The organism is Delftia sp. SD018, from assembly GCF_017355445.1.
GTDB classification, from domain to species: domain Bacteria; phylum Pseudomonadota; class Gammaproteobacteria; order Burkholderiales; family Burkholderiaceae_C; genus Comamonas; species Comamonas acidovorans.
Window position 1 is genome coordinate 657,236 of record NZ_JADDRN010000001.1, and the last position, 14,137, is coordinate 671,372.

A 14,137-nucleotide genomic window follows, 5' to 3' on the forward strand; every position below is an offset into this window, starting at 1 on the left:
AAAGCCCCTTGAAAGGGGCTTTGTGGGGTGCAGTGGCGAAGCGCTCAGCCGGACAGTCCGGGCGGCGCAGGCGGCTCGGTGCCGATGGCGTCGCTGCCATCGCTTTCATCGGGCGCTGCAAAGCAGTCGCGGAAGGTGAAGACGATGGAGGTGAAGAACATGGCGGCCAGCAGCATGGCCGTGCCGATCATCAGGCCGTTGGCAATGCTGCCCAGCACCTGGGCCAGCACGGCCGAGATCAGGGCCATCACGATGCCGGCCACGATGAACACGCCCATCCAGCTCAGGCCGAAGACCACCAGCGCGCCGATGTTGCGCACACAGGCCACCAGGCTGAAGAACACGGCCTTGACCGGGGGCACGTTGTGCCAGTGCACCAGCCCCGGCGCGTGCCAGAACAGCAGTGACAGCGGCAGGTACAGGCCCATGCTCAGCCACATGGCGGCCTGGAAGTCGGGCGACTCGGCGATCTCGCGCGTCAGCGGCTCGCCGCCCAGGTAGACGTTGGCAAACTGGCCGTCGTCCACCAGCATGGACAGGCCCATGATCAGCAGGAAGCCTGCCGCATACATGGCGCCCAGCGTGAGCATGGAGTTCAGGCGCTGGCGCCCGGTGCGAAAGGCCACCAGCAGCAGGGCCGGCGTGGGCGCACGCCCGTGCGATGCCTCGGCCGCCGCCACCATCATGGCCAGCGAGGTGGCCGGCAGCAGGCCCAGCGCGATCACGGGGCCGATCAGCGGCAGCACCGTGACCAGCGACATGGCCGCCATCGACAGAAAGAACAGCGCCGCCAGTGCCAGCGGCTGCTGGCGGAAGGTGCGGATGCCCTGCTGCACCCATTGCAGGCCGGTACGGGCGGGAACGATGAGAAGTTTCATGGGGTGAGGAAGTCGGGGCGCCTGGATGGGGCATGGCCTCTGGCATGGGCCTCGCCGCTGGCGCCCGAACGGGGACTGTACCCGAGGACGCGCGGCCCGTGGACCGCAAAGCCCTCTGTCGGCCGCGCTGTGGCGGTCTTCGGACGTCAGTCCAGCGCCACCGGGTGGGCCAGGCGCTGGCGCAGCACGCGCTCGAAATGGGTGGGGTCGTGGGGCACGAGCATGGAGGCCTCGCGCGGCAGGTGGAAATCCCACAGGCGGGAAATCCAAAAGCGCAGCGCGCCCGCGCGCAGCATGGGGTTGAACAGCTCGCGCTCGGCGGCGGTCAGGGGGCGTACCGATTGATAGGCATCAATCATGGCCTTGGCCTTGGTGGCGTCATGGGCGCCCGTGGCGTGTTCGATGCACCAGTCGTTGAGGCACACGGCCAGGTCGAACAGCCAGCTGTCCACGCCTGCGAAGTAGAAGTCGAAGAAGCCGGTCAGGCGCTCGCCATCGAACATCACGTTGTCGCGGAACAGGTCGGCATGCACGGGGCCACGCGGCAGCGCCGCATAGGCGGGCGAGGCGGCCACATGGTTCTGGAAGGCCAGCTCGGAGCGCAGCAGGTCGGCCGTGGGTGCGTCTATGTGCGGGATGACCGTGGGCACGGTCTCGTTCCACCAGGGCAGGCTGCGCAGATTGGGCTGCTGGCGATCGTAGTCGCGTCCGGCCAGGTGCATGCGCGCCAGCATCTCGCCCACGGCGGCGCAGTGCGCGGGCTGGGGCGCCAGCTCGCTCTTGCCGGGCAGGCGGTTGACGATGGAGGCCGGCTTGCCGCACACGCTCAGCAGGATGTCGCCGCTGCGCGTCTCGGCCTGCGGGTCGGGCACGGGAATGCCGGCCTGCGCCAGGTGCTTCATCAGGTACAGGTAGAAGGGCAGTTGCTCGGCCGTCAGGCGCTCGAACAGCGTCAGCACCCACTCGCCCTGTTCGGTGGTGAGAAAGTAGTTGGTGTTCTCTATGCCGCCCTGGATGCCGCGCAGCTCCTTGAAGGAACCCAGGGACATGCGGCGCAGCAGCTCGCGCGCGTCTTTGTCGGAGACTTCGGTGAAAACGGCCATGTTGCATTGCCGGCCTTCAGGGCGCGGCGGAAATCGTTGTCGTCAGATATGGAAAGAGGGCAGCGCCGTCAGGTGCTGCCCCCTGGGATGCCGCCGGGCCGGGGCCCGGACAGTCCGGTGAGGATCAGAACTTCTTGAGGTTCCAGACGCGCGTGCCGTTGGTGCCGTCGCCATCGCCGCGGTTGCGCGAGGAACGGGCGCCGTCGTTGGACTGCACTTCATACGAAGGCATGTCGCCGACCTTGGGCTGCACGGTGATGCTGCGGGTCTGGCCGCCCACGCGCAGTTCGTCAACGCGGCTGCCGCCATCTTCCACATGGATGTGTTCCACGCGCTGGTTGGTTCGGTCGCGGCCCTCGGGCTTGGCCGTGTCCGGCGCGGTCTGCTCGGTCGCCGCCGCAGGAGCGGTGGAGGCAGCCGGGGCAGGCGTGGGGTTCTGGGCCAGCACGGAGCTGGCGGCCAGGGTCAGGAAGATGAAAAGTGGAGCGGCGCGCATAGGCTCCATTGTAGAACTTGCAGCGGGCGCTGTCCCGCCCTGTCACCCTGCCGGCGCGTGCACAATCGGCGCATGAGCAATTCCAAGACCCTGGTGCTGATCGACGGCTCCAGCTACCTCTACCGCGCCTACCACGCCATGCCGGACCTGCGCGCCGAGCCCGGCAACCCGGAAAGCCCTGCCACGGGCGCCATCCGCGGCATGATCAACATGCTCCAGGCGATCAGGAAGGAAGTGGCGGCCGACTACGCCGTCTGCGTGTTCGATACCAGCGGACCCACCTTCCGCGACACGCTCTACCCCGAATACAAGGCGCACCGCTCGCCCATGCCCGACGATCTGCGCTCGCAGATCGAGCCCATCCATGAAGTGGTCCGCCTGCTGGGCTGGCCGGTGCTGGCCATCCAGGGCGTGGAGGCCGACGACGTGATCGGCACCCTGGCCAAGACGGCCGCCGCCCAGGGCGTGAACGTGGTGATCTCCAGCGGCGACAAGGACCTGTCCCAGCTGGTGGACTCTCACATCATGGTGATGGACACCATGAGCGGCAAGCGCCGCGACGTGGCCGGCGTGACGGCCGAGTTCGGCGTGCCGCCCACGCAGATGATCGACTACCAGGCCCTGGTCGGCGATGCCGTGGACAACGTGCCCGGCGTGTCCAAGGTGGGCCCCAAGACGGCCGTCAAGTGGCTGGCCGAGCACGGCTCGCTCGACGGCCTGATTGCTGCGGCCGACGGCATCAAGGGCGTGGCCGGCCAGAACCTGCGCGATGCCATCGCCTCGGGCCAGCTGGCGCTGAGCCGCCAGTTGGTCACCATGAAGACCGACTGCGACCTGAGCGCCGAAGTGCCCACCCTGCCGGTGCTCGACGCGCTGGCGCCGCGCGAGCCCGATACCGCGCCGCTGCGCGACTTCTATGAGCGTTACGGCTTCAAGGGCCTGGCGCGCATGCTCGGCGGTGCCGCGCCCGAGCCCGATGCGCTGCAAGCCGTCAAGGCCGGCCGCAAGCCAGCGGCCAAGCCGCGTGCCGACCAGTCCACGGGCGACATGTTTGCCCAGGAGCAGGCCGAATCCGACGACGCCACCACCGAGGCCGAGGCCGTCCAGCAGCGCCCGCTGGACTATGACGTGGTGCTGACCTGGGAAGCGTTCGACCAGTGGCTGGCCAAGATCAACGCCGCCGAACTCACGGCCCTGGATACCGAAACCACCTCGCTGGACGAGATGCGTGCCGAGATCGTGGGCATCTCGCTGAGCGTGGAGCCCGGCGCCGCTGCCTACATCCCGCTGCGCCATGCCGGCCCCGACGCGCCCGAGCAACTGCCGGCCGACGAAGTGCTGCAGCGCCTCAAGCCCTGGCTGGAGGATGCGGCCCGGCCCAAGCTGGGCCAGCACGTCAAGTACGACCGCCATGTCTTCGCCAATGCCGGCATCGAGGTGCAGGGCTATGTGCACGACACCATGCTGCAAAGCTATGTGCTGGAAGTGCACCGCCCGCACGGCCTGGCCAGCCTGGCGCTGCGCCACACCAACCGCACGGGCATCAGCTATGAAGACCTGTGCGGCAAGGGCGCCCACCAGATCCCGTTCGCCCAGGTGCCCGTGGACAAGGCTGCCGCCTATGCCTGCGAGGATGCCGACCAGACCCTGGACGTGCACCGCGTGCTGTGGCCGCAGCTGCAGGCCAACGACGGCCTGCGCGGCGTCTACGAGCTGGAGATCGCCACCAGCGAGGCCCTGTTCCGCATAGAGCGCAACGGCGTGCTCATCGATGCCGCCACGCTGGCCAAGCAGAGCAACGACCTGGGCCAGCGCATCGTGCAGCTGGAGCAGGAGGCCTACGACATCGCGGGCCAGCCCTTCAACCTGGCCAGCCCCAAGCAGCTGGGCGAAATCTTCTTCGACAAGCTGGGCATGCCCGTGGTCAAGAAGACGGCCACCGGCGCACGCAGCACCGACGAAGAGGTGCTGGAGAAGCTGGCCGAGGACTATCCGCTGCCCGCCAAGCTGCTGGAGCACCGCAGCCTGTCCAAGCTCAAGGGCACCTATACCGACAAGCTGGCCCAGCTGGCGCTGCCGCGCACGGGTCGCGTGCACACGCACTACGCCCAGGCCGTGGCCGTGACGGGGCGCCTGTCCAGCAACGACCCCAACCTGCAGAACATCCCCATCCGCACGCCCGAAGGCCGGCGCGTGCGCGAGGCCTTCATTGCCGCGCCCGGCCATGTGATCGCCAGCGCCGACTACTCGCAGATCGAGCTGCGCATCATGGCCCACCTGTCGGGCGACGAGTCCCTGCTGCGCGCCTTCCACGAAGGCCGCGACGTGCACCGTGCCACGGCATCGGAAGTCTTCAACGTGGAGCTGGAGCAGGTCAGCAGCGAGCAGCGCCGCTACGCCAAGGTCATCAACTTCGGGCTGATCTACGGCATGAGCAGCTTTGGCCTGGCCAAGAACCTGGGCATAGAGACCAAGGCCGCGGCCGCCTACATCGACCGCTATTTCCAGCGCTATCCGGGCGTCAAGCGCTACATGGACGAGACGGTGGAATTCGCGCGCGACCATGGCTACGTGGAAACCGTCTTCGGCCGCCGCCTGTACCTGGTGGACATCAACGGCGGCAGCGGCCCGCGCAAGAAGGCGGCCGAACGCCAGGCCATCAACGCGCCCATGCAGGGCACGGCGGCCGACCTGATCAAGAAGGCCATGGTGGCGGTGCAGGCCGAGCTCGATGCCAGGCAGTCCGAGGTCCGCGTCATCATGCAGGTGCACGACGAACTGGTGTTCGAGCTGCCCGAAGGCGAGTCGGACTGGGTACGCACCGAGATCCCGCGCCTGATGGCCGGCGTGGCCGACCTGAAGGTGCCGCTGCTCGCCGAGGTGGGCCTGGGACCCAACTGGGACAAGGCACATTGAGCTTCACGCAGGCATCGTAGACTTGGCCGGTTCTCAACCACCACCAAGGAGAGATGCATGCGTGATGATCAGCAGCAAGACCTGAAGGCCCTGGTTCCGGGGCGCAGCAGCGAAGAGGGGCCCACGCGGCGCCTGGCATTGCAGACGGCCCTGGGCCTGGGCTATGCCGCAGCGGCCACGCCGCTCATGGCGCAGACCGCCATCTCCACGCCGGCCGACGGCCTGACGGCCGGCGAGGTGCATTTCACCGTGAACGGCTTCAAGGTGCCCGCCTACCGCGCCGCGCCCGCGGGCAAGAAGAATGTGCCCGTGGTGCTGGTGATCTCCGAGATCTTCGGCGTGCACGAATACATTGCCGACACCTGCCGCCGCCTGGCGCGTGCCGGCTACCTGGCCATTGCCCCCGATCTGTATGCGCGCCAGGGCGATCCCAAGACCTATACCGACATCGCCAAGCTCATGAGCGAGCTGGTCTCCAAGGTGCCCGACGAGCAGGTCATGGCCGACCTGGACGGCGCCGTGCAATGGGCCGGCACCCAGGGCGGCGATACGGCGCGCGTGGCCATCACGGGCTTTTGCTGGGGCGGGCGCATCACCTGGCTGTATGCGGCCCATGGCCCGGTCAAGGCCGGCGTGGCGTGGTACGGCAGGCTGGAAGGCGCCAAGACCGCGCTGCAGCCACGCCATCCGCTGGAGCTGGTCTCCAGCCTCAAGGCGCCGGTGCTGGGCCTGTATGGCGGGCAGGACACGGGCATTCCGCTGGAATCCGTGGAGCGCATGCGCGAGGCGCTCAAGCAGGGCTCGGCAGCGGCCAAGGCCTCGGAGTTCGTGATCTACCCGGAGGCGCCACACGCTTTCCATGCCGACTACCGGCCCAGCTACCGCGAGCAGGCTGCGCGCGACGGCTGGCAGAAAATGCTGGCCTGGTTCAATAAGCATGGGGTGACCCCCTGAGCGGCTGCGCCGCTTCCCCCTCTCTCGCTTCGCGGGAGGGGGACGACACCCTCGGTGCGGGGCGGCCCTTCCTCGGTGTCCCTGGTGTGAGGACGCGCCAGTTTTTAAGGTATTGCTGACTAGCTTTCAACTTTATTCGCGCAGGGGGGGCTTGACAGCTTCTGTAGGCTGAAACCGAGGGCGCCCGACACCGTGGCCTGCTTCCTTCATGGGATCGCAGGCCACGGCTGCGATGGGGCCTGTCTTTCTGCGAGAATTCGCGGGTTTCGCCTGCAAGGGCATACGGTTGAAGCACAAATCGCTATGACATTGGTAGCAATCATTCTGGCCACCCTGGCCGCCGGTATTGGCAGCGTCTGGGTGGCCGCGTTGTTGATGGGGCTGGGAGGCAATCGCTCGCCGGGCATGATGCCGCAGCGGCTGTTGAGCCTGGCAGCGGGCGCGCTGCTGGCCACGGCCTTCATGCACCTCTTGCCCGAAGCCTTCGAGAGCGAGGCCGGGGCGCATGACCTGTTCGTGACGCTGCTGGTGGGCCTGGTGTTCTTTTTCCTGCTGTCCAAGGCCGAGCTGTGGCACCACGGGCACGAGCACGGCGCGCCGCCGGCCCATGAGCACGATCACCACGAACATCACGATCACCAGGGCCACGCCCATGACCATTCCCATGACCACCATCACGGCCACCGCCACGGCGGCTGGGCGGTGCTGACCGGCGACAGCGTGCACTGCTTCGGCGATGGCGTGCTGATCGCCTCCGCCTTCATGGCCGACATGCGCCTGGGGCTGATTGCGGCGGTGTCGGTGCTGGCCCACGAGGTGCCGCACCACATGGGCGACATCGTGGTGCTGCGCCAGTCCAGCTCCAACCGGCGTGTGGCGCTGATCAAGGTGTCCATGGCCGGGGCCGTGACCACGCTGGGGGGCATTGGCGGCTATTTCCTGGTGGGACAGCTGCAGGAACTGCTGCCGTACTTCCTGGCCGTGGCCTCCAGCAGCTTCATCTACGTGGCGCTGGCCGACCTGATTCCCCAGCTGCAAAAGCGCCTGAGCGCCCGCGAGACCGTGGCCCAGGTGGGCTGGCTGATGCTGGGCATCGTGCTGGTCACCGTGGTCAGCCGCGCGGCGCACGCGCACTGAGGCTGATGTTGAGGCTGAGGCGCGGGTCCTAGCCTGCGCGGGCCTCCTGGGGTGCCGGCCCCAGCAGGTCGGCGTAATCCACCGCGTACTTGATGAAGGCCGCATGGCCGTCGATGCGCAGCTTGCGGCGCAGGTGCAGGCGGTGGGTTTCCACGGTACGCACCGAGGTGCCCATCAGCGCGGCGATTTCCTTGTTGGAGCGGCCCTCCGAGATCCACTGCAGCACGCTGGCCTCGCGCGGCGTGAGGGCGCGCCGGGGCCCGGACGCGCTGCCGTCTTCCTCGGCCACGGGCTGCAGGCCGGGGCTGAAATACAGGCCGCCGGCGTAGACCCGGTCTATGGCCTCGATGAGCTGCTGCGCAGGTGCGTCCTTGAGCACATAGCCGCGCGCGCCCAGCGCCACGGCGCGCCGCACGTATTCGGGATCCTCATGCATGGACAGCACCAGCACGCGCACCAGCGGGAACTGATCGCGGAACAGCGCGGCCAGGTCGATGCCGCTGGCGCCCGGCATGCGGATGTCGGTGACCACCAGGTCGGGCGACAGCTCGCGGGCCAGCGGCAGGGCCTGGTCCACGCTGGCGGCCTCGCCCACCACACGGATATGGTCCGTGGCCTGCAGGCGCATGGACACGCCGTCGCGCACGAGAGGGTGGTCGTCCACCAGGAGGATGCGGATCATGGGGTTCATGCAGCGGCCCGTGGGAGTTCGAATTCCGGTGAGTGAGACAGCGGCATGCCGCCATCCCGGTAGAGCACGGCGACCAGCCGGGTGCCCCGGCGCCCCGAACTGATGGACAGGTGGCCGCCCAGGCCTTCGATGCGCTCGCGCATGTTGCGCAGGCCGATGCCGCCCTGGCGGTCGCGCTGCACGCGGCGCATGTCGAAGCCCTGGCCGTCGTCGCTGACCTGCAGCACCACGCGGCGGCGCTGAAAGTGCAGGCTGACATCGATGCGCGTGGCCTGGGCATGGTTTTGCGCATTCGTCACGGCCTCCTGGGCCACGCGGAACAGGGCCGTGGCGTGGCTGGGCGGCAGAAAGCGCGTCTCGCCGCGGCAGCCGAACTGCATGCGCAGGCCGTCCTCGGCCTGCATTTGCTGGCTCATCAGCGCCAGGGCCGGGGCCAGGCCCAGGTCGTCCAGCAGGGCGGGGCGCAGGCCGTGGGAGACGCGCCGTATCTCCACCAGCGCGTGGTTGAGCTGCTCCAGGCCCTGGTCCACCATGCGCTGGGCCGTGGCCGGGTCCTGCGCGGCCAGCCGCCTGAGCTGGGCCTGGGCCGTCTCCAGCAGGAACTTGGAGGAGACCAGCACCTGCACCACGCCGTCATGCAGGTCGCGCGCCACGCGCGTGCGTTCTTCCTCCTGCGAATGCACCACGCGCTGGGCCAGCCGCTGCAGCTTGTTGCTGGACACGCGGTGATCGCTGAGATTGAAGACCAACCCGGCCACGCCGATGAGCACGATGCACAGCGCCGCAATGCCGAAGATGCGCCAGCGCGTGGCCGCGATGTTGGCCTGGGCGCTTTCGTCGATCTGGCGCAGCGCCTGCTCCACATCGTCCAGGTACAGGCCCGTGCCCAGCGACCAGCCCCATTCGGGCACCGTGGCCACATAGGCAAGCTTGGCCTCGGTACGCAGCGATGACGGTTTTTGCCACTGGTAGCGCACCAGGCCGCCGCCGCTGCGCGCGGCGTCCAGGATGATCCGGGCGGGTCCTGCGCCGCCCGGGCTGTTGGGATCGCACAGGTCCACGCCCGACAGGCCCATCTGGCGCGCATCCAGCAGCACGTTGCCGTGTTCGTCGTAGACAAAGAAGTAGCCGTCCTCGCCGAACTGCATGCGCGACAGCATCTCCAGCGCCTGGCGCCGCTGCACGGATTGCTCCTCGCCGCTGGACTTGATGCGCGTCAGCGCCGTGGTCGCCAGCTGGACGTAGTGGCGCAGCTCCGTCTCCTTGCTGTGCAGGTAGGCGGTCTCGACCAGTTCCCGTTCCTGGTGGGCCAGCTCCAGGGTCTGGTGCTGCACGGTCGCCGCGACCAGGCCCAGGGCGAGCGCGATGGCGGCAATCGACAGAAGTGCAAGTTTCAGCGGAAGTTGCATGGGAGCCTGTGTGGGGTGCACCGACGATCTTTTCCGCCCAGTGGCCGGGCCTTGTCAACAGGGCTTGCGCGCATGCCGCCAGCGCCAGGGCGGCGGCCTTTGAATGGCAGGCGCTGTATTTTCCAATGGCCTGCGCGCCCCGTATATCCACACGGATTCACGCGCGCGTGAAAGGGCGTTTGAATATCCCAAGGGAAACGCCATGGAAAATAGTTTTTGGGTGCGAAACAATATCCCATGGATACTGGAAATCCGAGATGCATTTTCTTGGTGCGTACTCCCCTTTTTGGGGTTTTGGATAATCGTTTTGCCGTATTGTGGTGCGCCGTCCCTCTGATGCCTGATGTGCTGCTTGTTGTTGAGCAGATTCCGTGCCAAACCATTGTTTTCAAAGAATGTTGAAGGGCTGCGTAGCACTGCGTGGGTCCGTGTGCGTAGTGGTGCGTAGGGGAAAATTCATTATCGAATGCTCCAGATCCCTGCCTAGAATTTCTCCGTGAAATCACGAATTCGAATCATTTTGTATCGATGATTCAGGTCACCTCTGAGGACAGGGTTAATGGTGACAAAGTGTTTCCATAACGCCAATGCAGTAATGCGTGGCACGGCAGTGGCAGCTTGTATTTTTGTTTGAGAAGGGCAATACCATGGATATTCGAAAGAACCTGGGGCGCATGGCGCTGGCATGCGGGGTGGCGGTGACGGCGGCGGCGCTGGTGGGTTGCGCTGCGCCCAACAAGCGCGAGGTGCTGTCCACCACGCAGATCTACCCGGCCATCGGCCCGTACTCGCAGATGGTGGCGCATGGCAACACCATCTACTTCTCGGGCGTGCTGCCGCTGAACGCACAGGGCACGGCCATCCAGGGCGCCACCATCGAAGAGCAGACGCGCGCCGTGCTCGACCACATCGGCGCCAAGCTCAAGTCCCAGGGACTGGGCTACGAGGATGTGCTGTCCACCTCGGTCTTCATGAAGGACCTCAACGAGTTCGCCGCCATGAACAAGGTCTATGGCGAGTACTTCAAGACCGGCGCCCCCGCTCGGGCCACGGTGGAAGTGGCGCGCCTGCCACGCGATGTGAAGATCGAAATCTCGGCCATCGTCGGCCGCCGCTGACCGCTTGCGCAACGACAGGAGGACCGCATGAACGCACGACACCCCCAGATCGCGGCCGAGCAGGCCACATCCCTGACCGCCACTGCGGCCGCCGGCGAATCCGGCTATCCCGCGCGCTGGACTTCCAAGCGCCGCGACTTCCTGCGCATGCTGGGCTACGGCACCGGCGCCGCCACGCTGGGCCCGCTGCTGGCCGCCTGCGGCAGCGGCAACGCCCAGACCTCGGCCGCCGCGCTGCGCGAGCAGCTCATGCGCGACGAGGCCTTCTGGACCGACGTGCAGAGCATGTTCATCCTCAAGCCCGAGAAGACCTACATGAACATCGGCACGGCGGGCTCCATGCCCAAGCTGGTGCTCGACGTGTTCGATACCGAAAACCGCAAGAAGGCCGCCGACTCGGGCAACGGCTACAGCAACCTGCTGGACCTGCGCAAGCAGGTGGCGCCGGGCTTTGGCGTGGATGCCGACGAACTGGCCTTCTCGGCCAACACCTCCTCGGGCATGTGCCATGCCATCCTGGGCATCGACTGGCAACGCGGCGACGTGGTGGTCACCACCAACCACGAGCACGGCGGCGGCGACACGCCGCTGAAGATCGCGCAGGACCGCTACGGCATCGAGGTCTCGCGCATTGCGCTGCCCGTGGGCAACAACCAGACGGCGGCCACCTACGTGAACCTGTTCGACGAGCGCATCCGCGCGCTCAAGGCCCAGGGCAAGCGCGTGCGCGCCATGATGTGGTCCTCGCCCACCTACAAGACCGGCACCATGCTGCCCATTGCCGACCTGATGGGCGTGGTCAAGGCGCATGGCCTGATCAGCATCGTGGACGGCGCCCACCTGCCGGGCATGATGGCCTACAACTATGCGGAGCTGGGCATGGACTTCATGTCCGGCGCGGGCCACAAGTGGCAGTGCGGCCCGGGCTCGACGGGCATCCTCATCATCCGCAACAAGATGCGCGCCTCCAACCCGCTGCCCCTGCCCAAGTGGTACCCGGTGCACACCAGCGCCTACCCGGCGCTGGAGCGCACGACCACGGCCAAGGAGACCTACGACATCGCCGCCTCGGTCACCTCCTGCGGCAGCGTGCACACACCCATGTTCATGGCGCTGGCCCAGGCCTGCGCGCAGTGGGACAGCATCGGCCGCAAGAAGATCGAGACCTATGACCTGACGCTGTCGTCCTACCTCAAGGAAAAGATCGTCGAGCGCTGGGGCGTGGACTCGCTGTACTCGCCCAAGGACGATCCCAAGCTGCTGTCGGCGCTGACCTGCTTCAACCCGTTCCAGAACAAGGACGACGTGATGAACGGGACCAAGTCATCGACCTTCGTGGCGCGCATGCTCAGCGACTATCCGCAGGGCTTCGTGATCCGCAACTCCAACTTCCCCGTGATCGGCGCGGCGGCAGACCACTACGGCGTGCGCGTGTCCACTCACCTGTGGCATGACGCGCGGGACGTCGATCTGCTGGTGGATGCGATGTGGGATCTGTCTAGAAAGATGTAGCCCCCTGAGGCGCTGCGCGCCTTCCCCCCGAGGGGGACGACACCCTCGGTGCGGGGCGGCGCGGCCGGCATAGGCCCTTCCTCGGTGTCTTTGAGGTGGGCCATGCTTGTGTTGGGGGCGCGCTTTCTGGCGCGGAGCGCTGTCCTCAGCCTTTCATCGTCAGCCGGGCTGTCCTTCGTCGCGGATGGCGGCGCGGACCTGGGGGAGCTGGCGGCGGGAGACCATGAGCAGTTCGGGGATGCCGTGCAGGCGCAGGGCCCAGCCTTCGCCTTCGGTGGGGTCGTCGTGGCGTTCCAGGGCGCGCAGGGCGCTGCGGGCCACCAGCGCGTTGCGGTGCACGCGCAGCAGGTGGTCGGCGTGGCGGGTCTCCAGGTCGGCCAGGGCGCCGTCGAGGATGTAGCTGCGGCCCACGGTGCGCACGGTCACGTATTTCTGTTCGGCCTTGAGGTAGAGCACTTCGGACAGGGGCAGGCGCACGGTGGTGCCCCGGTCCTGTATCAGCAGCACGGGGCCGCTGTCGCGCTCGGCCGTCTGGTGCACCGCGGTGCGTGCGGCCTTGGCCAGGGCCTGCTGCAGGCGCTCGCGGCGCACGGGCTTGGTCAGGTAGTCGGCGGCGTCCAGGTCGAAGGCCTCGACCGCATGGCCGGCATGGGCGGTGACGAAGACCACGGCAGGCGGCAGCGGCAGGCGGCGCAGTGCGTGCGCCAGCGCCAGGCCGTCCTGGCCCGGCATGTGGATGTCCAGCAGCGCCAGTTCCACGGCGCGCGGGCCCGGCGCCTGCAGCACGGCCATGGCCTGGCGCGCGTCTGCCGCTTCACTGACCTGGTGCGGGCCGGTGCCCGTGCAGGCTTCCACATCGGCCAGCAGGGTGCGCAGTCGCGCGCGGGCCAGGGCTTCGTCGTCAACGATCAGGATGTGCATGGTCCTTCTTCTTCGATACGGCCTTCGTGGGGTGGCTGGCAGGCGCAGCCAGCGGCAGGCTGATGCGTACCACGAAATGGCCCTTGAGCGTGCGCGCCGTGAGGTGGGCCTGCAGGTCGTGCAGCAGCGACAGCCGGGCGCGCACATTGGCCAGCGCAATGCCGTTGCCGCGCGTGCCAGCTGCGCTGGCGGAATCGATCTCGGTGGGCAGGGTGTTGGTGATGCGCACCTCCACCAGATCGCCACGGCGCTCGGTGCGCACCTGCAGCTTGCCGCCGCGTGCGCTGGGCTCCACGCCATGGCGTATGGCGTTTTCCACCAGCGGCTGCAGCAGCAGCGGCGGCAGCAGGGCGCCGTGGGCGGCAGGGTCCAGTTGCCAGCGCACCTGCAGCCGTTCGCCGAAGCGCACCTGCTCGATGGCCAGGTAGCGCTGGGCCAGCTCGATCTCCTCGGCCAGCGTGGTCGTGCTGTGCGGTTCGGCCAGCGCGTAGCGGAACAGGTCGCTGAGGTCTTCCAGCAGGGCCTCGGCCTTGGCGGGCTCGGCACGCACCAGGGCGATGGCGCTGTTGAGCGTGTTGAACAGGAAATGCGGTCGTATGCGCGACTGCAGCTCGGCCAGCCGCGCCTGCGTGTCGGCGGGGGTGTGGCCGCGTGCGCGCAGCACCAGGGCGGCCACCAGCAGGGCCGCCAGCAGTCCGCCGGACATGGCGCTGGCCAGCCAGGGGGCGCTGGTGCCGCCGGCCAGTTGCAGCATGGCGCAGGCATACAGACCGGCCGCCATGCCCAGCAGCACGCCGGCTGCGTACTGCCCGGTGGACGGCAGGCGCTGCAGCGGATGCTTGAGCAGGCAGGCCGCCACCAGCCAGACCAGGGTGCCGGGCAGGCTGGCACCGGTCAGCAGGGCCATGTTCTCCAGCCACTGCAGCAGCGAGTCGGCGCCGAACATCGCAGCCGTGGCCGCCACGGCCTGCACGAAGAGCACGGCGCGCAGCACCACGCCGA

Annotated in this window: 12 protein-coding genes; 5 read left to right on the top strand and 7 right to left on the bottom strand. The window is 67.7% G+C overall.

Translation table 11 applies throughout. The features are described from left to right. Nucleotides 1-44: 44 nt before the first annotated feature. The 3 genes from INR38_RS02995 to INR38_RS03005 all read right to left on the bottom strand — a co-directional run bounded on the left by INR38_RS02995 (nucleotide 45) and on the right by INR38_RS03005 (nucleotide 2,477). Nucleotides 45-878, bottom strand: coding sequence for a BPSS1780 family membrane protein (locus INR38_RS02995; RefSeq protein ID WP_012207126.1), 834 nt, complete (start codon nucleotides 876-878; stop codon nucleotides 45-47). A gap of 146 nt (nucleotides 879-1,024) precedes the next feature. After that, a complete protein-coding gene (locus tag INR38_RS03000; RefSeq protein ID WP_097201524.1) occupies nucleotides 1,025-1,981 on the bottom strand; it encodes a homoserine kinase in 957 nt (318 codons plus the stop codon). A gap of 124 nt (nucleotides 1,982-2,105) precedes the next feature. Then, a complete protein-coding gene (locus INR38_RS03005) occupies nucleotides 2,106-2,477 on the bottom strand; it encodes a hypothetical protein (protein WP_013800945.1) in 372 nt (123 codons plus the stop codon). 72 nt (nucleotides 2,478-2,549) lie between these two features. On the opposite strand from INR38_RS03005, the gene polA reads away from it, so the two are divergent. The 3 genes from polA to INR38_RS03020 all read left to right on the top strand — a co-directional run bounded on the left by polA (nucleotide 2,550) and on the right by INR38_RS03020 (nucleotide 7,484). Then, nucleotides 2,550-5,393: a DNA polymerase I gene (polA, locus tag INR38_RS03010; RefSeq protein ID WP_207442065.1), complete on the top strand. Its 2,844-nt coding sequence runs from the start codon at nucleotides 2,550-2,552 to the stop codon at nucleotides 5,391-5,393. Nucleotides 5,394-5,450: 57 nt separating this feature from the next. Further along, nucleotides 5,451-6,347: a dienelactone hydrolase family protein gene (locus INR38_RS03015; protein ID WP_043825097.1), complete on the top strand. Its 897-nt coding sequence runs from the start codon at nucleotides 5,451-5,453 to the stop codon at nucleotides 6,345-6,347. Nucleotides 6,348-6,650: 303 nt separating this feature from the next. Beyond that, nucleotides 6,651-7,484 (top strand): ZIP family metal transporter, encoded by an 834-nt coding sequence (locus INR38_RS03020; RefSeq protein WP_034396735.1) that lies wholly within the window; start codon nucleotides 6,651-6,653, stop codon nucleotides 7,482-7,484. A 28-nt stretch (nucleotides 7,485-7,512) separates the two neighbouring features. Here INR38_RS03020 and INR38_RS03025 read toward each other — a convergent pair whose 3' ends face one another. Together INR38_RS03025 and INR38_RS03030 are read right to left on the bottom strand one after the other, a co-directional pair. Beyond that, complete coding sequence (locus INR38_RS03025) at nucleotides 7,513-8,175, bottom strand: response regulator transcription factor (RefSeq protein ID WP_013800948.1); 663 nt, start codon at nucleotides 8,173-8,175, stop codon at nucleotides 7,513-7,515. Beyond that, complete coding sequence (locus tag INR38_RS03030) at nucleotides 8,172-9,584, bottom strand: cache domain-containing protein (protein ID WP_207442058.1); 1,413 nt, start codon at nucleotides 9,582-9,584, stop codon at nucleotides 8,172-8,174. The genes INR38_RS03025 and INR38_RS03030 overlap by 4 nt, the downstream gene beginning before the upstream one ends. A gap of 647 nt (nucleotides 9,585-10,231) precedes the next feature. Between INR38_RS03030 and INR38_RS03035 the strand changes: the two genes are divergently transcribed. Continuing rightward, complete coding sequence (locus tag INR38_RS03035; protein WP_207442056.1) at nucleotides 10,232-10,702, top strand: Rid family detoxifying hydrolase; 471 nt, start codon at nucleotides 10,232-10,234, stop codon at nucleotides 10,700-10,702. Between the two features lie 27 nt (nucleotides 10,703-10,729). Continuing rightward, on the top strand, nucleotides 10,730-12,214 hold the full coding sequence (locus INR38_RS03040) for an aminotransferase class V-fold PLP-dependent enzyme (RefSeq protein WP_088163943.1): 1,485 nt from the start codon (nucleotides 10,730-10,732) through the stop codon (nucleotides 12,212-12,214). A 159-nt stretch (nucleotides 12,215-12,373) separates the two neighbouring features. On the opposite strand, the gene INR38_RS03045 is transcribed toward INR38_RS03040, so the two are convergent. Together INR38_RS03045 and INR38_RS03050 are read right to left on the bottom strand one after the other, a co-directional pair. Beyond that, the gene (locus INR38_RS03045) at nucleotides 12,374-13,135 is read right to left on the bottom strand and encodes a LytTR family DNA-binding domain-containing protein (protein ID WP_012207116.1); all 762 of its coding nucleotides are present in this window, start codon (nucleotides 13,133-13,135) and stop codon (nucleotides 12,374-12,376) included. Further along, nucleotides 13,116-14,137 (bottom strand): histidine kinase (locus INR38_RS03050; RefSeq protein WP_207475774.1); only part of this gene is annotated, 1,022 nt, incomplete at its 5' end. The genes INR38_RS03050 and INR38_RS03045, both read right to left, overlap by 20 nt.

Coding starts and splice junctions, on each gene's coding strand:
- INR38_RS02995 (WP_012207126.1), bottom strand. CDS start 878: ATGAAACTTCTCATCGTTCCCGCCCGTACCGGCCTGCAATGGGTGCAG.
- INR38_RS03000 (WP_097201524.1), bottom strand. CDS start 1,981: ATGGCCGTTTTCACCGAAGTCTCCGACAAAGACGCGCGCGAGCTGCTG.
- INR38_RS03005 (WP_013800945.1), bottom strand. CDS start 2,477: ATGCGCGCCGCTCCACTTTTCATCTTCCTGACCCTGGCCGCCAGCTCC.
- polA (WP_207442065.1), top strand. CDS start 2,550: ATGAGCAATTCCAAGACCCTGGTGCTGATCGACGGCTCCAGCTACCTC.
- INR38_RS03015 (WP_043825097.1), top strand. CDS start 5,451: ATGCGTGATGATCAGCAGCAAGACCTGAAGGCCCTGGTTCCGGGGCGC.
- INR38_RS03020 (WP_034396735.1), top strand. CDS start 6,651: ATGACATTGGTAGCAATCATTCTGGCCACCCTGGCCGCCGGTATTGGC.
- INR38_RS03025 (WP_013800948.1), bottom strand. CDS start 8,175: ATGAACCCCATGATCCGCATCCTCCTGGTGGACGACCACCCTCTCGTG.
- INR38_RS03030 (WP_207442058.1), bottom strand. CDS start 9,584: ATGCAACTTCCGCTGAAACTTGCACTTCTGTCGATTGCCGCCATCGCG.
- INR38_RS03035 (WP_207442056.1), top strand. CDS start 10,232: ATGGATATTCGAAAGAACCTGGGGCGCATGGCGCTGGCATGCGGGGTG.
- INR38_RS03040 (WP_088163943.1), top strand. CDS start 10,730: ATGAACGCACGACACCCCCAGATCGCGGCCGAGCAGGCCACATCCCTG.
- INR38_RS03045 (WP_012207116.1), bottom strand. CDS start 13,135: ATGCACATCCTGATCGTTGACGACGAAGCCCTGGCCCGCGCGCGACTG.